The following is a 21,752-nucleotide window of genomic DNA, read 5'->3' on the forward strand; positions in this document are numbered from 1 at the left end:
TTCATCAAGACTGATACCATCCAGCGAACTCTGGACTGGTACATCATTAACGGAATCAGGAGGGACAAAGCGTGCAAAAATGTCAGCAAATCAGACAGGCAGCATCATGGATTGAATTATTGAGCACAATGAAAGCACGGCCTAAACTGGTCGGTATCCTTCAGTCCTCACCTCCACTGGCAAAGCAGTTGCTCACTTACTGTCATGTCAAAGGACTATCTTCTTTTGGCAAAGCTAACAGAATCAACACCCAATTAATGGCTGAAACTATTGCCGCCTCTGCATGCGATAGTCTTATCTGTGATCGTGAGCATTACGAGACACTCTTTCATGTCTTACATCACCATCCTCAGAAAATGACCGTCATATTAAATCAAGAAATAAAACTTCCCGACTGGTGCTGTCAGTTTCACAATCACAACTTTTTATGTCAGCAAGACTTAGACTAACTCTCCATAATCCCCTATAACTGTCATAATGTTTTTATTTGCAGAACAAACTGTTAGCCGGAGTAAGCTGTAACATGCGTATAGTGATGATTGTTTTACTGCTGATGTCATCGTTAGTCATGGCACAACCAAGTGATGAACTCTCACAAAAGTTAAGTAACCTTGAGCAGGAGATTGCCACTCTTTACCAGGAATCTCTTACCAAAACTGGCTCAGCCAGAAATGTCATCGACATGCAGTTGCTTAATAAAAACAATCAGCTGCGAGCTGTTCTGAAAGATCTCATTGACAGTCGCACCGACGAAACCACACCACTGCTAACAAAATACGTAAAGCAGCAAGTCTCCTTTATTTCCCGCGCCTCAAAATTCCTTGGCGAAAAAATTACGGCTGAAGAGAAAAAGCTGGATGAAGCCGGACAGGAAGAAAAGCTGATGGTGCAAAAACGTCTGGATGAGGCCCGACGCTTTTACACTGAAATGCTCGGTCAACAGTGGGTCAACTACAAATGGCTGGAAACACTAGGAATACCAGATCCAAAGCGTCAGGCTGAACTCATTAAAGACATTGAGCACCGACTTGAGTTTATGTCGGCTTCGCTTACTTTTGACAGCCAGCAAGAGAAGATGTTGTCAAAACAGCTCAAAGCCGCTTCGGAAGCAGAAAAACCGTCGCTTCAAATCCTTCATCTGTTGGCGCAGAGAAACCTTGCCAGTGATATCGACAACCTGAATTTTCTGGTTGAGCTGGCAAACAAAATGGATATCGATACCACAGCCTACACCCAACAAATTTTTCAAACTACAGGCAACCTGACTGACGATATACTGAACCCGAAAGTACTTATCGCTCTGCTTTCCACCTGGGCAGGCAATGTCGGCCAATGGCTGCTGGACAATACACCTCAGGTTCTGTTCAAACTCTTCGTCTTCGGCCTGATCATTTTTATCTTCAATATCCTGAAGAACCTGAGCCGTAAGATGGTAGCCAGAGCCGTTGCCTCACCTAACCTGCGTATGTCTAAATTGATGCAGGACTTTTTCATTTCGATGTCCGGCAAGGGTGTTTTCATTATCGGCTTAATGATCGCCCTGTCTCAAATCGGTCTCGACTTAACCCCTATCCTGACCGGTTTCGGGGTCGCCGGTATCATCATCGGTTTCGCTTTGCAGGATACCCTGTCAAATTTTGCATCCGGCATGATGCTACTGATATACCGCCCGTTTGATGTCGGGGATTTTGTTGAAGCCGGAAGTGTTTCAGGGAAGGTCAGCCACATGAGCCTTGTCAGCACTACCATCAAAACATTCGATAACCAGATACTGATCGTCCCTAACAGCAAGATTTGGGGCGATACCATCAAGAATGTTACCCATGAACGAGTCAGACGCGTTGATATGGTGTTTGGTATCGGTTACAGCGACAGTGTTGAACATGCTGAACGCGTGCTGAATGAAATCGTTGATGCTCACCCGGCGGTATTGCGCTCACCGGAAAAAACTATCAAACTTCATACGCTTAACACCTCATCAGTTGACTTTATTGTCCGTCCTTGGGTGAAAACCGATGATTACTGGGATGTGTACTGGGATATAACCCGAGAGGTTAAGTTACGTTTCGATAAAGAAGGTATTTCGATCCCGTTCCCACAACAGGACGTTCACCTGCACATGGTTAAAAATCAACCAGAGTAATCACTTAAGTTAAGATATGACATCCGTCTAACATGATTAAGTACTCATGTTGGCAAACTATAGAAAAAGCTTTGTTATTTATTGCGTGTTTCTCGTTCAACAAACAACAAGCTTCGCTGATATAGAGTGACGGAAAGCAATTAATTGAAACCATCACCCTGAATCAAAAGCAATACCGCAACAAAACAGCTGCAACAAGACAGCAGCAATAAAAACATGCGCATCAGAGCCGATAAGTTGTTTACGCCCTATTCAGCAAACTTATGCTCGAATGCGACCGGATAAAAAACATACTCAGGAAATCATACTATGAAAAAACGTTTTCTGGCCGTACTAGCCCTACCCGCTATTCTTGCTGCATGTGCATTCGACAGTGACAATTCCGACATGGTAGCCGAATCTGATCTTGTTACCCACAACTGGGTACTGACAAAAGTTGATAACAAAGCCATTGACCTGCCAGAACCGTTCCGCGCTCCAAACCTGGAGCTAAGCCAGGATATGTCTGCACACGGTCACTCAGGCTGTAACCGCTATTTCGGTCAGGCTGAACTGAAAGACAGCAAGCTCCGCATTGAAAAAATGGGCATGACCATGATGGCCTGTCCGGAGCCGGCAATGAAAATGGAACAGCTAATGAGCCGCACGTTAACCGAATGGAGCGATGCATCCATCTCAGGCAACGAGCTGACGCTGACAAACGCTACTCACAGCCTGACTTTCCAGCGGACAGTAGAGCAGTAATCGCCCACTGAAATAGCCATCAAACAATTCTTTGGCTATAGCGTTATGTTCACGGAAAAGAGCGCCAGTGGCGCTCTTTTTGTTTAATTGCGGCTCGCTGAATTGGCGACTTAATGTTAACCCGTTTTCACCCGTACATTCGCAACGTATCGCTCACGCAGCTGTTTCGCCGCTGTCACCAGATTCTTTAACGCAGCCTCTGTTTCTTCCCAGTTACGGGTTTTAAGGCCACAATCCGGATTAATCCATAAACGTTCAACCGGAATTAACGATTCAGCCTTCTCCACCAGCTTTTCGATATGCTCAACTTCTGGGATATTCGGGGAATGGATGTCGTAAACCCCAGGGCCAATCTCATTCGGGTAATCAAACTCTTCAAATGCTTTCAGCAACTCCATATCCGAACGAGATGTTTCTATGGTAATCACATCGGCATCCAGTGCTGCCACCGACTCAATAATGTCGTTGAATTCGCTGTAACACATATGGGTATGGATTTGTGTCTCCGGATCAGCACTTGCCGCAGCAATCTTAAAGGCATTAACGGCCCAGTTCAGATAAGCCTGCCACTGGCTGGCTTTAAGCGGGAGGCCTTCTCGAATAGCTGGCTCATCAATCTGGATAACTTTAATTCCGGCAGCCTGCAAATCAGCAACTTCATCACGCAGTGCCAGCGCAATCTGATTCGCAATCTCTTCACGGGTTAAGTCTTCACGCGGGAATGTCCAGCCAAGAATCGTCACCGGCCCGGTTAGCATACCTTTCACCAGCTTGTCAGTAAGAGATTGGGCATAAGTCGCCCATTCAACCGTCATCGGCTTCGCACGATAGATATCAGATACAATTACCGCGGGTTTCACACAACGTGAGCCATAACTCTGCACCCAGCCAAAACGAGTAACAGCAAAGCCCTCCAGCAACTCAGCGAAATATTCCACCATGTCATTTCGCTCTGCCTCACCATGAACCAACACATCCAGATCTAATGCTTCCTGGCGTTTTATGGCGTCCGTGATATGGCCTTTCAGTGCCGTATTATAGTCTGCTTCAGCCAACCTTCCCGCTTTGAAGTCACGACGCTGAACACGGATTTCATCCGTTTGCGGGAACGAACCAATCGTCGTTGTCGGCAACAAGGGTAAATCCAGAGCTGATCGTTGTAACCGTGCTCGCTCGGAATAAGGCGCCTTACGCTCGGCAAATATCGGTGAAATAGCTAATGTTCGCTGACGAACATCCGGGTTATTCACAAAAGCACTGTTGACCCTTGCCTTAATCGGTGCGCTGTAATGAATACATTCGGAACGGGAAGCCTCACAACCATCCAGTGCCTGACCCAACAGAGAAATCTCTCGGCATTTCTGTTTGGCAAAAGCCAACCATTGGCGCACTTCAGGGTTAAGATCGGTTTCCAGCTCCAAATCCATCGGGCTGTGAAGTAATGAGCATGAGCTTGCCAGCCACAAGCGCGTTCCCAGCTTAGATTTCACCGGTTCAAGAATTCCAAGCAGCTTTGCCAGATCTGCCCGCCAGACATTACGCCCGTTAATCACCCCGGCAGAAAGCACCCATTGCTCCGGAAGCTGAGCGACAACAGCTTCAAGTTGCTCAGGTGAGGCGGACAAGTCAACATGCAGGCCATCTACATTCAGCTCAACGATTTTATCCAGATGATGAGTGATATCATCAAAGTATGTGGTCAACAGCAGCTTGGGACTACCATGAAGCACCTGATACGCCAACCTGAAAGATTCTACCCAGTTTTTCGGCAACTCAAGCGTCAGAACCGGCTCGTCAATCTGCACCCATTCAACGCCCAGAGCAGCCAGTTTGGCCAGAATTTTCTGATAGGCCGTTAGCAATCGCGGTAACAGTGATAAACGGTCAAACCCCTGCTCTTTCTCTTTGCCCAGCCATAGGTAGGATACAGGCCCTAACAATACCGGCTTAACTTGATGACCGGCTTGTTTGGCCTCGGTGACCTCTTCGAACAGCTGTTGCCAGCTGACGTTGAACTGATCGTCTGCGGTAAATTCCGGCACTATGTAGTGATAATTGGTATTAAACCACTTGGTCATATCTGAAGCGGCACATGCGCAACCTGTTGGAGCCCTGCCCCTTGCGACACGAAACAGGGTATCAAGGTCTGGAAAACCGTTGTCATGACGCTTTGGGATATGCCCTAACAACATGCTGGTACCCAAAACATGATCGTACCAGGCAAAGTCACCGACCGAGACATAGTCCAGCCCAGCACCGACCTGCTCTCCCCAGTGACGGTAGCGAAGCAGACTACCGACTTCCTTCAGCTCTTGCTGACCAATTTCGCCTCGCCAATACTTCTCCTGAGCAAATTTCAATTCACGCTGACTGCCAATACGTGGATAACCGAGAATATGTGTCTTTGTTTTAGCGGTTTGTGTTGTCATTGTTCTTTCTCACATCCTGTAAGTGTTGATGCTTCAACAATGACGGAAGGCTCTGATGTGAACAATTTCTTATCATTCACATTGATTATGAATAAAACTCATATACAAGAGCTTGCATTTTTAAAAACCAAATAGACGTCCAGATGTTTACACATCCAAAATTAACAGTTACATTGAAAAACAGTTTCTGAGTAGCCAGGTGTGAAGGAAAAGTTTAAAACCACCTGTTTTTACAGGGATATAGAAATAAACAGTGATAAGGACAGCACAACAGCGATGATTGAGATAAAACACTTAAGAACATTATCCGTACTCAGAGATACCGGCTCACTGACAGCAACAGCTAACACACTGTGCCTGACTCAATCCGCCCTTTCCCACCAGCTGAAAGATCTGGAACAACGCCTTGGCGGCCAGCTGTTCCTGCGCAAAACCCGTCCGGTAAAATTTACTGCTGAAGGTGAAATTCTGCTGCGCCTGGCCGACGAACTGATTCCGCGTATTGCCAGAGCCGAATATGAGCTCGCCAGCCTGAAAGAAGATGCTAACGGTCGCCTGCATATGGCCATTGAATGTCACTCCTGTTTCCAGTGGCTGATGCCCGCCCTCAAGGAATACCAAATCAACTGGCCCAGCGTAACACTGGATTTCTCGTCAGGTTTCGGCTTCGAACCGCTACCGGCACTGAGTGCTGGAGAACTTGATTTGGTGATCACATCCGATATTCAGCCGCGCAGTGAAATTCACTTTGAACCTCTGTTCGATTTCGAAATGCGGCTGGTGGTTTCACCTCAGTCACCACTGGCTGACAAAGATTACATCTCTCCTGAGGATCTTGCGGATCAAACTATGCTCAGCTATCCGGTACAAAAAAGTCGCCTTGATGTGGTGAAGCATTTCCTTCAACCAGCTGAGATAGAACCGGTTAACTGGAAACAGGCCGACAATACATTGATGCTGGTGCAAATGGTTTCTGCGGGATTGGGCGTTGCCGCCCTGCCCAACTGGGCTATCTATGATTTTGCCCGGCAAGGGCTGATTGTCAGTAAACCATTGGGTGACGGGCTTTGGCGCAGGCTGTTTGCCGCAATCCGCTCATCGGAAAGAGACCGACATTACCTACAAGCATTTTTTGCCACAGCAAAACAGCAGTGCCAAACTCATTTGGAAGGAATTAAAGCCGCCTGATCTGAAGCCAACACCAGATCAAGGCGGCTTTATGTAACTCTTTTCATCGCTTATCAGATTTTATCTGAACTGATTGGTGATCGGATCGTAACGATAACCCAATTCGGCCATTTTATTATTCAGTTCTTCAGAATCGAGTTCGTAGCGGCTTACCAGATCATCAATTGTGTCGCACTCGAGGCGAAGTTTTTCATTAATAATGCCGAGGACAATATTGCCATCCATTTTAAGCAGATTACTAATTTCCATACTAACCCCTTACATCTCGTACATTGCTCAGTTGGTCACTTGCTCAAATTAAGCATAGCTATTCCACAGTAACCTGCGAAAAAAAGCCCTTCCGATTGGAAGGGCTCATCACAAAATATCGATTTGGCGAAATGAATCAGAACATCGCCATCTGCATCACACCGGATGATGTCAGCAACACAGTTGCGACAAGTAATTGCCAACGATTAACAGTTTTAGTCAACAAGATATGGCCACTCCAGACCAACAGAGACAACACTAATAAGGCCAGCGCAGCAACAACATCGCCTGTCATCGCAGTTATCGTCTGTTCCTCAAGGCCGCTCAGCAGCAAAAGCATCATCAATACACTCAGGATCGCACTGACAAAACCACTAAAAGGCAAAAGACGGTGAAAAGCTTGCAAACGAGTACGAGCCTGGGTCAGAAGCAGATGTGCCAACAAAGCACCGAACAGTGCAACAGCCATAAAACTCAGGCCAATCTGAGGCAATGACATTGCTGGAAGCAACATTACCCAACTCAAAAATGCCAGAGCGTCAGAAGCATAAAGCACCTTGATTGGCCCCGCATCACGCGTCTTGCCGGTCTTCACCTTGAATGCAAAAAATGCCAGCGTCAGCAGAGGCAGCAAAGCAACAGGCTGACTAATCACCACCAGCACCCACCCGACCAAAATAACAGGCAATGTTTTATGGACCCTGCCACGCTGACCCGGGCAAATTTCACCTTTTGTAAGCACCAGCGTCAGAATCAATTGAGCGCCCAGCAATGCCGGGATTAAAAGCGGCAAATAACCTGAAAACATATGTAAACCTGAGTTAAATAAAACGGGCCCGGATCATACCAAGATCGGTCTGCAATGCACAGCCAATCACCATCGCTAGCCCTTATTGGGCCTGGAGGTAAAAGATGAATGAATCTTCCCATTAATTTATCTGATGAATACCATTAGAAAATCCAATTGATTTAACACTTCATTATCACGAAAACATCACGGAAACTTTATTCAACACATGGAATAATTCTCAGTGAGAAAGTAAAGACATGTTATGCCGTTTTTCACAGACTAAGCCTTCAATATATAAATCAAATAAATACAACAATTCAGCCTGTCAAAAACACAAACAAGCATAACTGACCTGGCTGGTAAAGGAATGCATGATCATCAAGAGCAACTGTTAAAAACAATCAGGCTCCATATTCCTGATCTATGGAGCGCCCGGACGCACAGCAGTAGTTTCAAGAATACCCGCACTGGTTATTTACGAACGAGAACAACAATGCTGTCGGTTGTCTGGGGAATACTGATCATTCTCTGGACTCCCTTCGACCTGATCTTTCTAACAGATCATCAGGGGGCAAGTATCGCCATTGCACGAATCGTACTGGCGATTTACCTGTTTTCCCTTGCCAGGTTTAATAACCAGTTGTCAACCTTAAAACAGGTGCAATGGTACATGAGCCTGATGGTATGTGGGCTGAACCTGTTTTACCTTTACGCTATTTCAGTTCTTGAATTTCCGGTGGTTTATACAGGTTTCGAATACGGCTATACCCTGTTGCCGATATTACACGTCGCCATACTGACCATTCTTCCTGTAACCCTGAAAGAAAGCTTTTATCTTCTTGTTATTACAGCCACCACTCAACTCTTCGTCCACTATCATAGTGGCCATATTTTCACCCCGGAAAGCATTTCAGATTACTGGCTGCAAAATGCCCTGGCGCTAATGGTCATTTGGTCTCAGCTATCCAAGCTTTATATGCTGATGCGTCTATACCGTCAAGCTACGCTGGATCCGCTAACCGGTGTATATAACCGACGGATGCTGCTCCAGTTGGCTCAGAAGTCCTTGATCAAATGTGAAGCCAGAAATGCCCCGTTTTCAGTGCTTTTTTTCGATATCGACAAATTCAAACGCATTAATGACACCTGGGGACATGGTGTCGGTGACAAAGTCTTGCGCGGTTTCACCGATTTTGTTCAAACGAAAATCCGTAAAACAGATCTCTTCGGTCGATACGGCGGTGAAGAGTTCGTGCTCTTTCTACCCCATTGCAACCAGGAGATGGCGCTAAGCATTGCAGAGCGAATGCAACGGTATATCCGCCACCTTGAGCTCCCCATGAACTTGGATCAAAACACTTTAAAAATAACCACTTGCATAGGAATCTCCACTTATTCAAGCGGCGATACCTTGTCATCCCTTATCGAACGAGCAGATCGAGCATTGTATGAATGCAAAGATTCGGGTCGTGACTGTTACCGCTTCCATCCGGTCGGCTATAAATATCAGGGAAACGAACGTCGAAAAGCATACGCCTGATCGCAATAACTCCCTTTTCCCCGTGTCAAAGAGTCTTAAATCAATGATAAGAGCCCAAAGTGGCTCTTATTTTGCTTAGTTTTCAAACAAACGAGCCAGAATGAGCGTATGCGAATGTTCGTTCGCTCATTTATGTGTAACAGATCAAATAATACCCTCATCAAAAGTGGCATATTTATTCCCATAAGAAAGGGAAATTACATAGTCCCTGCAAACCTGACCAATAACGATAAGCGAAAACGAACATGAAAAGTTGGTTTGAAACAGATGTTGTGATTATCGGCGGTGGTGCCACGGGTACTGGCATTATGCGCGACTGTGCACTACGAGGCATTCCATGCATTCTGGTTGAAAGGGATGATTTGGCGTCAGGGACAACCGGACGCAACCACGGCCTGCTCCACTCTGGTGCCCGCTATGCGGTAACTGATCAGGAGTCAGCTGAAGAATGTATTCAGGAAAACCGTATCCTGAAAAAAATTGCCCGCCACTGCGTTGAAGATACACAGGGCCTCTTTATATCTCTACCTGATGACGATCTCAATTTTCAGAAAGACTTTATTACCGCTTGTCAGAAAGCAGATATCGATGTTGAGCAATTAACCCCACAGGAAGCACTTCGACTTGAGCCGAACTGTAACCCTGACCTGATTGGTGCAGTAAAAGTACCAGACGGCACACTGGATCCGTTCCGCCTGTCTTCATCTAATGTGCTGGATGCGGTCGAACACGGTGCCCGCCTGTTCAACCACACCATGGTTACCGGCCTTATCCGTGACGGACACACAGTTCGTGGTGTCAAATGCCTGAACCTGAAAACCGGTGAAGATTTTGAGATTCGAGCAAAACAGGTAGTCAACGCCGCCGGGATCTGGGGTCAGCAGATTTGTGAGTACGGCGATCTGAATATCAAGATGTTCCCGGCAAAAGGATCCCTGCTGATCCTCGATTACCGAATCAACAATCTGGTAATTAACCGCTGCCGTAAACCGTCTGATGCAGACATCCTGGTACCGGGTGACACCATTTCCCTGATCGGCACCACTTCTGAACGAATTGACTACGACAAGATCGACGATCTACGTGTCACCAGCAAAGAAATCGATATCCTGCTTGAAGAAGGCACCAAGCTGGCTCCAATCATGGCTAACACCCGCGTGCTACGTGCTTATGCCGGTGTTCGTCCGCTGGTAGCCGTAGACGGAGACACCAGTGGCCGAAACATCAGCCGCGGTATTGTCCTACTTGATCACGCTGAGCGTGACGGAATGGACGGCTTTGTCACCATCACCGGCGGTAAACTGATGACCTACCGCATGATGGCCGAGTGGGCAACTGATCTGGTCGCCAAGAAACTGGGTAACACCCAGCCTTGTATCACCCATGAAAAACCGCTGCCGGGTTCAGAGCAGGCAACGGAGAAAACCAAACATACCGCCAGCCTGGCAAAACCTGTTTACCAGTCTGCTTACTACCGCCACGGCGGACGAGCAGAGAAGTTCCTTAAGAACGACAAGAAAAGCCAGGCCGTCATCTGTGAATGTGAAATGGTAACTTGCGGCGAAGTTGAGTATGCCATTAAAGAGCTGGACGTCCACAACCTGGTTGACCTACGCCGCCGTACCCGTGTCGGCATGGGACCATGTCAGGGCGAGCTTTGTTCTTACCGTGCCGCAGGTCTGTTCTCCGAATACGGCCAGACATCCGGAACTCAGGCCAGCCACCTGCTAAGCGACTTCCTTGAAGAACGCTGGAAAGGCATCAAGCCGGTCTTCTGGGGCGATGCAATGCGCGAAGGTGAATTTACTTACTGGATTTACGAAGGCTTGTTCGGCGTCAGTGATTTGCCAGAACAAACCGTCGCAACAGAACAAACTACAGAAGAACAAGTAACAGAAAAACCACTCAACACAGAAGAAAAAACAGAAGAGGTTGCACAATGAAATTCGATAGCTTGATTATTGGCGGTGGTGTTGCCGGCCTGAGTTGTGCAATCCGCTGTGCTGAAGCCGGACTAAAAACTGCTGTAATTGCAGCAGGCCAAAGTGCCCTGCACTTCTCATCCGGCTCCATTGATATTCTTAGCCATCTGCCTGACGGCCAGCCGGTATCTGACCCGTTTGCCGCTTTCGAAGCCCTGAAACAACAGAGCCCGGAGCATCCCTACAGCAAACTGGGTGAAGACGCCGCCCGAAAAGCAATTGCCTGGTACCAGGGTACGATGGAAAAACGCGGTGTTTACCTGACGGCTCAGGAAGATGGCTCAAACCACTTCCGTATCACCCCGATGGGTACATTCCGCTCAACCTGGCTGTCTCAGCAGACTGTTCATCAGTTCCCGCAAAATGAACTGGCTGCCGGCCTTAGCAAAATTGCTCTGGTCACTATTGACGGCTTCCGTGATTTTCAACCTCAGTTGGCTGCTGATAACCTGGCAAAACTGCCACAATTCAAGGACGTTGAAATAATAACGGCCGCCGTAGAGCTGCCGAATTTCGAAAACATGCAACGTAATCCTTGTGAATTCCGTTCTATCGATATTTCCCGCGTATTGCGTGATGAAACCAAACTTCATGCCTTTGCTAAAGGGCTAATCCAAAAAGTCGGCAAAGCCGATTTAGTGGTATTGCCTTCAATCTTTGGTAACGGGGATGGTGCTGCGACTATCAAGCTACTTGAAGGCCTGACCGGATTTAAGATTTGTGAAATTCCGACCATGCCGCCGTCACTGCTTGGTATCCGCCTTGAAGAAGCGATGAAATCGCACTTCCAGATGCTTGGCGGACTGATCCTTTCCGGTGATGAAGTACTGCGCGGTGATATCGAAGACGGAAAACTTACCCGCATCTACACTCGCCATCACCATGATATGCCGCTGACCGCCGATCACTTCCTGATCGCAACCGGCAGCTTCTTTAGCCGTGGAATGGCAGCAGAACGTCATCAGGTACAAGAGCCGGTCTTTGGCCTTGATATGGCGACGCCAGCAAACCGTGATGACTGGTATCAGGACGAATTCTTTGCCAAGCAAAGTCATCAATTTATGAAAATGGGCGTTCGTTGCAACGAGCAGCTACAGCCATCCATTGCCAATCAGACCATCAGCAATCTCTATTGCGCGGGCGCCCTACTCGCCCATTATGATCCGGTCTATGAAGGTTGTGGCAGCGGCGTGGCAATCAGCACCGGCCACTATGTCGCCGAGCAAATAATCGCGAAACAGCAACGGCATCAGACCCAGGAAAACGAACAACAAGAAAGGACTTTCGCATGAGCCTTCCAAAAAAAGACACAAGCTTTGATCAATGTATCAAGTGCACTGTTTGCACCGTTTACTGCCCGGTAGCAAAAGCTAACCCGCAATACCCTGGACCAAAGCAATGTGGCCCGGATGGCGAGCGTCTTCGAATCAAGAGCCCGGATTTCTATGATGAAACCCTGAAGCTATGTACCAACTGCAAGCGCTGTGAAACCGCTTGTCCTTCCGGAGTAAAAATCGGTGACATGATTGCAGCGGCACGCTCTGAGCATGCCAAAATGCCGATGAACATTAAAACAATCCGTGATTTTGTTCTGAGCCATACCGATCTGATGGGTACAACAGCAACACCGTTTGCACCGATTGTTAATGCTGTTACCGCCTTAAAACCGGTAAAAAAAATCATGCACAAAACCATTGGTGTGCATGACCATAAAACCTTACCGAAATATTCCCACGGAACATTCCGCCGCTGGTACAAACAAAACTGCACCAGCCAGGCACTGTATCCGCAACAGGTTCACTACTTCCACGGTTGTTACGTAAATTACAACAACCCGCAGCTTGGTAAAGACTTCGTGAAAGTAATGAACTCGATGAGTATCGGCGTTCAGTTGCTTGATAAAGAAAAATGCTGTGGCGTACCTTTGATTGCCAATGGTTTCTTCGATAAAGCAAAGAAAAATGCCCGCTTGAATGTCAAAAAATTCGCTGAAGCGATCGAGAAATATGACGCTCCAATTGTGTCTACATCTTCAACCTGCTCTTTCACTCTGCGTGAAGAATACCCGAGCGTACTGAAAGTCGATAACAGCCAGGTTGCCGATAAAATTGAATATGTTACCCGCTTCCTGCTAAAAGCTTTCATGAACGGCAGAAAGCCAAAGATGAAGCCTATCAACAAGAAGATTGTTTATCATACACCGTGTCACCTTGAGCGCACCGGCGGCAGTCTGTATACCATTGAGCTGCTGAAGATGATTCCGGGACTTGAAGTAGAAGTACTGGACAGCCAGTGCTGCGGCCTTGCTGGTACATACGGTTTCAAAACCGAAAACTACGATACTTCAATGGCTATCGGTGAGAGCCTGTTTAAACAAATCCGTCAGTCTAATGCTGACTTTGCCATTACAGACTGTGAAACCTGTAAATGGCAAATTGAAGAAAACACAGATCTCGAAACCATCCACCCGATTTCATTGCTGGCAATGGCTATCGAGTAACAAGACAGCATCAAGGGGGCCTACAGGCCCTCTTCTTTTATGCCTCTTCTCCGCTCTCATCATTCCATTAATACATTTCTCTGTTAATCCTGGATTCTCTTCAATTTATAAAATTAATGAGAATCAAGTTACTCATTTAATGAATGAGATCCTATAGTTATCAATGTGCCAGAAGAAATTCCGTCATCTTTGTACAGCTAATTTAACTAGGTTTAATTCTGACGGCCCAGCCAGGGAAACATAATCAGGATGATTATCCAGTAGCTGAAGTGCGCAGTAGCTATTACCGAACGACGAACCGTTTACCGAAAACATAAAACGTTCGTTCGGATTAATACCCCCTATGGCAATCGTTATTCGTTGGCAACGTTTACAACACCTACGGGAGTCACTTAATGCGCATACTTTCCTTTCAAACGATTAAAGCAAAGCTGTACCTCATCAGCTTTCTTCTTATTGCCGCTATGGCCGGCTTTGCCCTGTTCGAAAAGCTCTCTTTCACCAAAGTCGAAGAATTACAAACAGCCGCTCAACAAACAGCTCAAAGCAAAACTGATCTGCTTAAACTCAGGCGTCATGAAAAAGACTTCCTTACCCGACTTGATGCGACCTACATCAAGAAATTCAACCAGGACCAGAGCACACTTACCAACAGGCTCAACCGAGTCAAAGACACATTAGGAAAATATAACCCGCAGCATGAAGCCGGTTTTAATCACGCCTTAGCTGCACTAGACCAGTATTCCACGCAATTTAATGTGATTACCGATCAGGCTATCCTGATTGGTCTGAATATGGATGAAGGCTTACGAGGCAATATAGCCAATGCCGCCAACACAGCCGAAGAAGCCATCCTGATGACCGGAGATGAACAGCTTTACCGCATGTTGCTCACTCTGAGACGCAATGAAAAAGACTTCATCATCACCAAAAACCCGGAACACCAGACTTACTTCAACAATAATCTTGATACGCTGCAGCAAACCATCAAAGACAAGCCCTACAGCAGAGCAGAACTCAGATCACTAAGGCGAAACCTAACCATGTACCAAATCATGTTTGACGAATTAGTGGAAGGTTACGCGACGATTGGTTTCAGTTATACCGATGGTTTATATGGCGAGCTTCGCAAAGCAGTCAGAACCTTAGAGCAAGATCTCAATCAACTGGAACGGACCATACTAAATGAAATCAGTACACTACAGGCCAGAGAGCGCTTAACGCTGGGTATTGTCGGCGCCTTCATCACTGTCATTATGAGTATTGTATTGCTGTTTATCAGCCATCAAATCACCCGTCGCCTGAGTAACGTCAACCGTATGATGAAAGACATAGCGGAAGGTAACGGCGATCTGACAGTCCGGATGAACGACACCGGCAATGACGAACTGGCTCAGTTAAGCCACTCCTTTGATAAATTCACCTCAAAACTCCAGTCCATCATCTCTGGTATCGCAGATATATCTCAATCGCTGTCCGGTGCAGCCAAAGAATCAACCGCTGCATCGGCCAACAGTCTGACAAACGCCGAAGAGCAACAAAGTGAATCATCCAGTGTTGCAGCGGCTATCAACGAATTGTTGGCGACCAGTAATGAAATCGCCAGCAACATCAATGATGCCGCCAATGCCGCGGAACGCGTAAAAGAAGAAGCTGGCCAAAGTCTGCAAATCAGTCAGCAAGCAGGTCAATCTATTAAAGCACTGGCAACAGACATCGCCAGCTCACAGTCATTAATAGAACGCTTAGAAGTCGAAAGTGCCAATATTAACAAAGTGATCGGCGTTATTCGTGAAATCACTGAGCAAACCAACCTGCTGGCACTCAATGCGGCAATTGAAGCTGCACGAGCCGGTGAACATGGCCGGGGATTTGCTGTTGTTGCAGACGAAGTTCGCCAGTTGGCTCAGCGCACCCACAGTTCGACCCAAGAGATAGAGAACACCATAGACAAATTGCATCATGGCGTGGCTGAAAGCGTCGATATCATGCAGAAAAGTCAGAAGCAGACGGAGGTTACTGTCAGTCAGACCAATCAGGCGACTGACGCCGTTAACCGCATTGTTGCCGCCATTACAGAGATCTCTGACAAGAACATTCAAATAGCCTCAGCCTCGGAGCAACAGGCTATGGTGTCGGCCGAAATTGATAAGAACATCACCCAAATTTCAGAGCTGGCCATGAATACCGCCACTGCGGTCAGTCAATCATCTAAAGCAAGCCAGAATGTGTCGAAAATGGCGCAGCAACTTGACGAAGTAGTCGGCCAGTTCAAATTCTGATTCGACCATCCACCTCTTCTCTCCGTTAAGCCGTGGTTGCTGTTATTTCTGCTGCGGCTTTTTCTTTACTCAGAATGAAGCAAAGAAAATAAATCAATCCATACAGAACTGAGCCACCAACCAGTACACCCGACCATGCCGCATATTGCCAGCAGGCAATCAGATAAAAACCACCTAAGCTGCCACCGACATAATAATGAACCAAATAGAGTGCCGTAGCAGTGGCTTTAGCTCTAACAGCCTTCTGGCTTACCCAGGCATAAGCCAATGAATGAGAGAAGAACGAGCCGGAACTAATAAGCATCAGACCAGCCAGCATCGCCGCAATACTGTCGGCTGCCGCAACCCACATACCGAGTAAGCTAATTGTTGTACCAAGGATCATGCCTGTCACCGGGCTGTGTTTTAAACTCCACTGACCACTAAGCCGGGCCGTAACCGTACCACTGAGGTAGCACAAGAAGATCATTGAAGCCCAGCTGACAGGTACTGAATACGGCTCAGCGACGAGGCGGAATCCCATTACCGAATAGAGGTTAACAAACAGGGCAAAGTTTACTCCGCCAATCAGCATGGCATACCTGAGAACAGGTATTCTCAAATGCTCTATAACACTAATCAGGTGGACATTAAGCTGCCCTTTTCTGGGTTTGAAATTCTTTTGTTTTGGCAACAACCAGCAAACCAAAATGGCTCCGGCTAAACTGAAAATCGACATTGCTACCACTGCGACATGCCATCCCCAATGATCAGAGAGAAACCCACCAACCAAACGACCGGCAATTCCACCGAGAGAATTTGCACTGATATAACTGCCAACCGCCAACATTAAAGCCCTTGATGTAAACTCCTCCGCCATATAAGCAACGGCCACCGCAGCAAAACCAGCCAGAGCAGCCCCCATCGCAGCTCTTGTCAGGCTAAGCATCAACAAACCTTCGGCGAACAACATCAGCATACCAATGACAGGCAATAAAAACAGACTGACCAACATGATCCGTCGACGCCCAACCACTTCAGAACTCACCGCCCAGGGCACCAGCATGACAGCTAATGCCAGTGTCCCCGCTGCCAGCAACCAGTTAACCTGAGTCGCACTTGCCGAGAACTCATCAGCCATCAACGGCAACATCGGCTGGAAGAGATACAAATTACAAAATATCAGAAAAGACCCTACAGCCAGGGCAAAGCTCGCACGCTTGTATTCGGGCGTTTTGATATCAATCATGGTTGTAACTGCCAAACGTTAAAAATCTATTAAAACGGTAGCAATCCACCCTTAATAATGAAAATATATTAAAAGTATAACTACGATAAACAAAGTTTATAGCCATGGATATTCGCCAACTCACCTACTTTGTCACACTCGCCGAAACAGCTAACTTTACTCGTGCCGCCGAGCGGCTGAATATCGCCCAGCCAGCACTCAGCGTTGCAATCAAAAAACTGGAAGGACAGCTGGAATTACCCTTGTTTTACCGCAATGAACGCAAAGTGGTGCTGACCCATGAAGGTGAGACTTTGCTGACTCATGCCCGATTAATACTTCAACAGGTGAAAGATGCCAATATTGCAATGGCCGAACTAAAAGGACTGGAGAAAGGTGAAGTCCGGCTCGGTCTGCCAAGTATGCTGGGATCATACTATTTCCCGGAAATCCTGATGGGCTTCAAAAGTCGCTATCCGAACCTCAAACTGACTATTGTTGAAGCTGGCACCCAATCTATCCGTAGAATGTTGCTCAACGGCGAATTAGACCTCGGCATCATCCATAATTCTGATGTGCCCGAACAACTCGAAACAGAGCACCTTCTCCGCTCGCAAATGGTGGCCGTTGTCAGCAAAGACAGTGAGCTGGCACAACAAGAATCGATCACCTTCAGTGAGTTTTTTAAGCATGAACTGGTGATGTTCAAAGAAGGCTATTTCCACCGAGAGTTCATTGACAGTGTCTGCCTGCAATATGGCTTCGAACCACATATAGCCTTTGAAACCAACCTGCTTCAGATGATTCTGAAAATTGTCCGTAATGACTTTGCAATCACAGCCCTGCTTGAAATGGTAACTGAGCACGAAAAAGACGTGGTTGCCGTTCCTTTCACAGACAGAATCGACCTGGAAATCGCTATTGCCTGGCGTAAAAACGGTTACCTCTCTATCGCTGATCGAGCCTTTATGGAGTTTCTCAAAAGCACCACAAATAATTGATATTTCTGACGTTAAAAGAGCATTGTATTTGACCATAATGCATTCGTTGGAAGCATCTCCCAAAGTTATGATTTAACACTGCAAAAACAATCCGGAAAATCAAATTTATCACAATGATATCAGCCCTATAACCATCAAATAAAAATACTGTTTCAGATCATAAACACAACCATTTAATGTCGTTAAATACGTGTTTTTACGGTAAATTTCTCCAGAAATAATGTGTAACAAAGTATTTTGATCTGGTGCACATTTCGACTTTATTTGTCTTATTTTTATGGTTTAGAGGACTTTTCCATGTTGGAACTACTTATTGGTCTTCTGGTCGCTGTGGGTGTAGGCCGTTACATTTTTAAAGGATACACAGCAACTGGAGTGCTACTGACCGGCGGTATTATTCTGCTCGCTATCACTGCTGCATTAGGTAAAGACGTTCTGCCAACCGGTGTTACCTCAACGGGTAACGCGGCTACTGACGTTTTCGAATACATCAAATACCTGCTGGGCTACCGTGCCGGTGGTCTTGGTATGATGATCATGATCCTGTGTGGTTTTGCCACTTATATGACCAAGATCGGTGCCAACGACATGGTTGTTAAAATGGCCTCAAAACCATTGCAGTTCATCAAATCACCATATGTACTGATGGTTGCGGCTTACTTTGTTGCTTGCCTGATGTCACTGGCTGTTGCTTCTGCAACTGGCCTTGGTGTATTGCTGATGGCAACCCTGTTCCCGGTAATGGTTAACATGGGTATCAGCCGTGGCGCGGCAGCCGCAATTTGTGCATCACCGGCAGCGATTATTCTGTCACCGACTTCAGGCGACGTAATCATTGCAGCAGAATCAGCCAACATGGAACTGATCGACTTTGCATTCAAAACTACCCTGCCAATCTCAATTATCGCCATTATCGGTATGGCAACCGCGCACTTCTTCTGGCAGCGCTACCTGGATGACAAAGAAGGTGTTGTTCATGAAAAACTAGATGTCAGTGAACTGAAAGTCGATGCACCTAAGTTCTTCTGCATTCTGCCTTTCACACCAATTATCGGCGTTCTGCTGTTCAGCGGTAAGCTTCTGCCTGAACTGCACATCGTAACCATTCTGGTTATCTGCATGTTCCTGGCTGCTATCATCGAACTTATCCGCCACCGTAAAGCCAATGTCGTGTTTGAAGGTCTGAACGCCGCTTACCAGGGCATGGCTGAAGCCTTCTCAAGCGTTGTTATGCTGTTGATTGCCGCAGGTGTATTTGCTCAGGGTCTGAAAGCTGTCGGCTTTATCGACAACCTACTTCACTTGGCAGAGGTTGCCGGTGCAGGTGGTATCTTCCTGATGATCCTGCTGGTTGCAATTACCACTATTGCAGCAATCACTACAGGTTCAGGTAACGCACCTTTCTACGCATTCGTAGAGCTGATCCCAAGCCTTGCTGCGAAAATGGGCATCAACCCGGCTTACCTGGTTGTTCCAATGCTTCAGGCATCTAACCTTGGCCGTACCGTTTCTCCGGTATCTGGCGTGGTTGTTGCGGTATCAGGTATGGCAAAACTGTCTCCATTTGACGTCGTTAAACGTACATCTGTACCGGTCTTCGTTGGTGTAGTAATTGTTATTGTTGCTACACAAATCATGGTTCCGGCATAAAAACTCGACCATATCCCGACAAAAGCCCACTAAATGTGGGCTTTTCTTTTATATGCATCTAGATTTATTAGTGAACGGCGTTTATACCGTATTGTTGCAGGAAAACCAAACCGAACAATGACTTGTAGAGCACCTTATACCGCCTCTGTCGTCAAGCCATAAATTGATGTAATGAAGAGGGATTTTCAATGCGAAAGAATCGCTATGTGACTGACAAAGAAGTCGTGTTGGAACAAAATGCCCAACTGGTAACCACTACGAACCTGAAAGGTATTATCACTTATGCCAATGAAGAGTTCATTAATGTCAGTGGTTACTCGGAAGAAGAACTGGTCAGCCATAACCACAATATCATCCGTCATCCGGATATGCCACCCGAAGCCTTTGCCGACCTCTGGCAACATCTGAAAGACGAAAAACCGTGGCGAGGGGTGGTAAAAAATCGTTGTAAAGACGGCAGCTTCTACTGGGTCGATGCCTATGTCACACCACTCTACGAAAATAACCGGGTTTGCGGTTACCAATCTGTCCGAAGAAAGCCCAGCCAGCAAATGGTCAACAACGCCACCAGGGTTTACCTGCAGCTTAACAACAAAAACAATCCCTACTCCTTTCACTTGTCTGTTTGGCAAAAGCTTGGACTTGCAGCATTGATAACAACGGTCACCATCGCAATGGCTCATTACTTCATGGCTGAATACGCTGCTATCAGCTCCCTGTTTCCTGTCACGCTATTGGTTTTGCTTTACCGCAAAGAGCTGTTTTCTACCCCGTTGTTTTTCGAACAGCTAACCCAAGAATACGATAGCCTTACCCGAATTATTTACAGTGGCGATTCAAAAGCATCCATTGCTGATTTCCACCTTCAGCTTAACGACGCCAGACTGAAAACAGTACTGGGCCGTGTTGATGATGCCTCTGTCGCTTTGGTTAATGTATCCGAAAACTTGCATCAAATATCACTCACTTCCAAAGATGCGATTACTCAACAGGATCAGGAAACCCAAATGATAGCGACTGCCGTCGCAGAGCTGTCGGCCGTATCCGGTGAAATCGCGCAAAATACCCAGCTGACAGCCGATAAGGCATATGCCGCTCAAGAGCAATGCGCAAGAACCTCTGAAGCGTTGAATGTCACTCAAAACGCGATGGATGAGCTGGCGCTTGAAACACAAAAAACCGCAGAAACAGCACAAGCTTTAGTGAAAATTTCGGAACAAATCGAAACCATGATGAGTGAAATTCAAGGCATTGCCGAGCAAACTAACTTGCTGGCGCTCAACGCTGCAATTGAAGCAGCCCGGGCCGGAGAGCAGGGACGTGGCTTTGCCGTTGTTGCCGATGAAGTTCGCGCCCTTTCTCAGCGCACCCACGGAGCGACCGAGAAAATTCAGACCAGCATCGAAAGCATTCATGCCAGCCTCAGCGAGTGGCAGACACGGACAACTGAAAGCATTGAAAGAACCCGTTTATGTGTCGAAAACACCGAAACTACTGCCGGCAACATACATAAAGTCATTACTATGGTTGATGAAATCTCTGATATCGCAACCCAAATAGCAACAGCAGCCGAACAACAAGGAACAGTATCAGCCGATATCAGCCAGAATGTTCATCACATTTCCGATTCATCAACAAACAACCTTGCTCAAATAGAACGATTGGAACAGTCTTCGCATCAAATGCAGGAAAAGATTTCACTGTTAAAAGGACTCGCAAAATCCTTTGGATAGAAATGGCTTGTCTCGGCAGCACAAATCCTTCAATAACAACTAACATTCATGTATTCGGCAAGAGAAATTGATGTATTACAGCCTGAACATGGTAAACTCATGCCCTTTTTGTAGCCCTCTGTGTGTGTCAACTTCGGCAACAATACAGAGATGATGGTCTCTCCCTGTTTTATTCGGCTTCTGACCGATGAAGATACAGAGCTGCGAACCATGATTAATACTGGCTATAAACTCATTCAGGCATAACGCATCTAATATGCGGAATGTTATCGGCTGGGGCACCAAAGATTAATAACAATCGCGCAAAGCGAACT

At 46.7% G+C, this 21,752-nt stretch carries 16 protein-coding genes; 12 read left to right on the forward strand and 4 right to left on the reverse strand.

Going from position 1 to position 21,752, the window contains the following annotated elements; translation table 11 throughout:
• Positions 1–71 precede the first annotated feature (71 nt).
• The 3 genes from AACQ93_RS10695 to AACQ93_RS10705 all read left to right on the forward strand — a co-directional run bounded on the left by AACQ93_RS10695 (position 72) and on the right by AACQ93_RS10705 (position 2,887).
• On the forward strand, positions 72–449 hold the full coding sequence (locus AACQ93_RS10695) for a hypothetical protein (RefSeq protein WP_064604868.1): 378 nt from the start codon (positions 72–74) through the stop codon (positions 447–449).
• A 74-nt stretch (positions 450–523) separates the two neighbouring features.
• Entirely contained in the window at positions 524–2,143 is a 1,620-nt protein-coding gene (locus AACQ93_RS10700; RefSeq protein ID WP_064604870.1) for a mechanosensitive ion channel family protein, read from the forward strand.
• Positions 2,144–2,452: 309 nt separating this feature from the next.
• A complete protein-coding gene (locus AACQ93_RS10705) occupies positions 2,453–2,887 on the forward strand; it encodes an META domain-containing protein (RefSeq protein WP_064604872.1) in 435 nt (144 codons plus the stop codon).
• Positions 2,888–3,003: 116 nt separating this feature from the next.
• Here AACQ93_RS10705 and metE read toward each other — a convergent pair whose 3' ends face one another.
• Positions 3,004–5,316, reverse strand: a complete 2,313-nt coding sequence (gene metE / locus AACQ93_RS10710; protein ID WP_064604874.1) for a 5-methyltetrahydropteroyltriglutamate--homocysteine S-methyltransferase — start codon at positions 5,314–5,316, stop codon at positions 3,004–3,006.
• Positions 5,317–5,592: 276 nt separating this feature from the next.
• On the opposite strand from metE, the gene metR reads away from it, so the two are divergent.
• Positions 5,593–6,504, forward strand: coding sequence for an HTH-type transcriptional regulator MetR (metR, locus tag AACQ93_RS10715; protein WP_007466857.1), 912 nt, complete (start codon positions 5,593–5,595; stop codon positions 6,502–6,504).
• A 60-nt stretch (positions 6,505–6,564) separates the two neighbouring features.
• Here metR and AACQ93_RS10720 read toward each other — a convergent pair whose 3' ends face one another.
• Positions 6,565–6,753 carry a DUF4250 domain-containing protein gene (locus AACQ93_RS10720; protein ID WP_007466859.1) on the reverse strand — a complete coding sequence of 63 codons (189 nt, stop codon included), beginning with the start codon at positions 6,751–6,753 and terminating at the stop codon, positions 6,565–6,567.
• A 136-nt stretch (positions 6,754–6,889) separates the two neighbouring features.
• On the reverse strand, positions 6,890–7,561 hold the full coding sequence (locus AACQ93_RS10725; protein ID WP_064604877.1) for a hypothetical protein: 672 nt from the start codon (positions 7,559–7,561) through the stop codon (positions 6,890–6,892).
• 349 nt (positions 7,562–7,910) lie between these two features.
• Here AACQ93_RS10725 and AACQ93_RS10730 point away from each other — a divergent pair, with 349 nt between their 5' ends.
• The 5 genes from AACQ93_RS10730 to AACQ93_RS10750 all read left to right on the forward strand — a co-directional run bounded on the left by AACQ93_RS10730 (position 7,911) and on the right by AACQ93_RS10750 (position 15,847).
• A complete protein-coding gene (locus AACQ93_RS10730; protein WP_084419104.1) occupies positions 7,911–9,083 on the forward strand; it encodes a GGDEF domain-containing protein in 1,173 nt (390 codons plus the stop codon).
• 245 nt (positions 9,084–9,328) lie between these two features.
• A complete protein-coding gene (gene glpA, locus AACQ93_RS10735; RefSeq protein ID WP_064604881.1) occupies positions 9,329–11,026 on the forward strand; it encodes an anaerobic glycerol-3-phosphate dehydrogenase subunit A in 1,698 nt (565 codons plus the stop codon).
• Positions 11,023–12,357, forward strand: coding sequence for a glycerol-3-phosphate dehydrogenase subunit GlpB (gene glpB / locus AACQ93_RS10740; protein WP_064604882.1), 1,335 nt, complete (start codon positions 11,023–11,025; stop codon positions 12,355–12,357). Before glpA ends, glpB begins: the two co-directional genes overlap by 4 nt.
• Positions 12,354–13,565, forward strand: a complete 1,212-nt coding sequence (gene glpC, locus AACQ93_RS10745) for an anaerobic glycerol-3-phosphate dehydrogenase subunit GlpC (RefSeq protein ID WP_007466866.1) — start codon at positions 12,354–12,356, stop codon at positions 13,563–13,565. The genes glpB and glpC overlap by 4 nt, the downstream gene beginning before the upstream one ends.
• Before the next feature lie 395 nt (positions 13,566–13,960).
• Positions 13,961–15,847, forward strand: coding sequence for a methyl-accepting chemotaxis protein (locus tag AACQ93_RS10750; RefSeq protein WP_007466868.1), 1,887 nt, complete (start codon positions 13,961–13,963; stop codon positions 15,845–15,847).
• Between the two features lie 25 nt (positions 15,848–15,872).
• On the opposite strand, the gene AACQ93_RS10755 is transcribed toward AACQ93_RS10750, so the two are convergent.
• A complete protein-coding gene (locus AACQ93_RS10755; protein WP_064604884.1) occupies positions 15,873–17,075 on the reverse strand; it encodes an MFS transporter in 1,203 nt (400 codons plus the stop codon).
• A 104-nt stretch (positions 17,076–17,179) separates the two neighbouring features.
• Between AACQ93_RS10755 and AACQ93_RS10760 the strand changes: the two genes are divergently transcribed.
• From AACQ93_RS10760 to AACQ93_RS10770, 3 genes are all read left to right on the forward strand, one after another.
• Positions 17,180–18,055, forward strand: coding sequence for a LysR family transcriptional regulator (locus AACQ93_RS10760; protein ID WP_064604886.1), 876 nt, complete (start codon positions 17,180–17,182; stop codon positions 18,053–18,055).
• Between the two features lie 297 nt (positions 18,056–18,352).
• On the forward strand, positions 18,353–19,705 hold the full coding sequence (gene dcuC, locus AACQ93_RS10765) for an anaerobic C4-dicarboxylate transporter DcuC (protein WP_064604888.1): 1,353 nt from the start codon (positions 18,353–18,355) through the stop codon (positions 19,703–19,705).
• Positions 19,706–19,893: 188 nt separating this feature from the next.
• Positions 19,894–21,438: a methyl-accepting chemotaxis protein gene (locus AACQ93_RS10770; RefSeq protein WP_064604890.1), complete on the forward strand. Its 1,545-nt coding sequence runs from the start codon at positions 19,894–19,896 to the stop codon at positions 21,436–21,438.
• Positions 21,439–21,752 lie beyond the last annotated feature (314 nt).

Origin of the sequence: Photobacterium sp. J15 (genome assembly GCF_963870815.1) — a bacterium.
GTDB classification, from domain to species: domain Bacteria; phylum Pseudomonadota; class Gammaproteobacteria; order Enterobacterales; family Vibrionaceae; genus Photobacterium; species Photobacterium marinum.

What these genes read in the sequence shown, in the direction of transcription:
- AACQ93_RS10700 (WP_064604870.1), top strand. Translation starts at nt 524, where the DNA reads ATGCGTATAGTGATGATTGTTTTACTGCTGATGTCATCGTTAGTCATG.
- AACQ93_RS10705 (WP_064604872.1), top strand. Translation starts at nt 2,453, where the DNA reads ATGAAAAAACGTTTTCTGGCCGTACTAGCCCTACCCGCTATTCTTGCT.
- metE (WP_064604874.1), bottom strand. Translation starts at nt 5,316, where the DNA reads ATGACAACACAAACCGCTAAAACAAAGACACATATTCTCGGTTATCCA.
- metR (WP_007466857.1), top strand. Translation starts at nt 5,593, where the DNA reads ATGATTGAGATAAAACACTTAAGAACATTATCCGTACTCAGAGATACC.
- AACQ93_RS10720 (WP_007466859.1), bottom strand. Translation starts at nt 6,753, where the DNA reads ATGGAAATTAGTAATCTGCTTAAAATGGATGGCAATATTGTCCTCGGC.
- AACQ93_RS10725 (WP_064604877.1), bottom strand. Translation starts at nt 7,561, where the DNA reads ATGTTTTCAGGTTATTTGCCGCTTTTAATCCCGGCATTGCTGGGCGCT.
- AACQ93_RS10730 (WP_084419104.1), top strand. Translation starts at nt 7,911, where the DNA reads ATGCATGATCATCAAGAGCAACTGTTAAAAACAATCAGGCTCCATATT.
- glpA (WP_064604881.1), top strand. Translation starts at nt 9,329, where the DNA reads ATGAAAAGTTGGTTTGAAACAGATGTTGTGATTATCGGCGGTGGTGCC.
- glpB (WP_064604882.1), top strand. Translation starts at nt 11,023, where the DNA reads ATGAAATTCGATAGCTTGATTATTGGCGGTGGTGTTGCCGGCCTGAGT.
- glpC (WP_007466866.1), top strand. Translation starts at nt 12,354, where the DNA reads ATGAGCCTTCCAAAAAAAGACACAAGCTTTGATCAATGTATCAAGTGC.
- AACQ93_RS10750 (WP_007466868.1), top strand. Translation starts at nt 13,961, where the DNA reads ATGCGCATACTTTCCTTTCAAACGATTAAAGCAAAGCTGTACCTCATC.
- AACQ93_RS10755 (WP_064604884.1), bottom strand. Translation starts at nt 17,075, where the DNA reads ATGATTGATATCAAAACGCCCGAATACAAGCGTGCGAGCTTTGCCCTG.
- AACQ93_RS10760 (WP_064604886.1), top strand. Translation starts at nt 17,180, where the DNA reads ATGGATATTCGCCAACTCACCTACTTTGTCACACTCGCCGAAACAGCT.
- dcuC (WP_064604888.1), top strand. Translation starts at nt 18,353, where the DNA reads ATGTTGGAACTACTTATTGGTCTTCTGGTCGCTGTGGGTGTAGGCCGT.
- AACQ93_RS10770 (WP_064604890.1), top strand. Translation starts at nt 19,894, where the DNA reads ATGCGAAAGAATCGCTATGTGACTGACAAAGAAGTCGTGTTGGAACAA.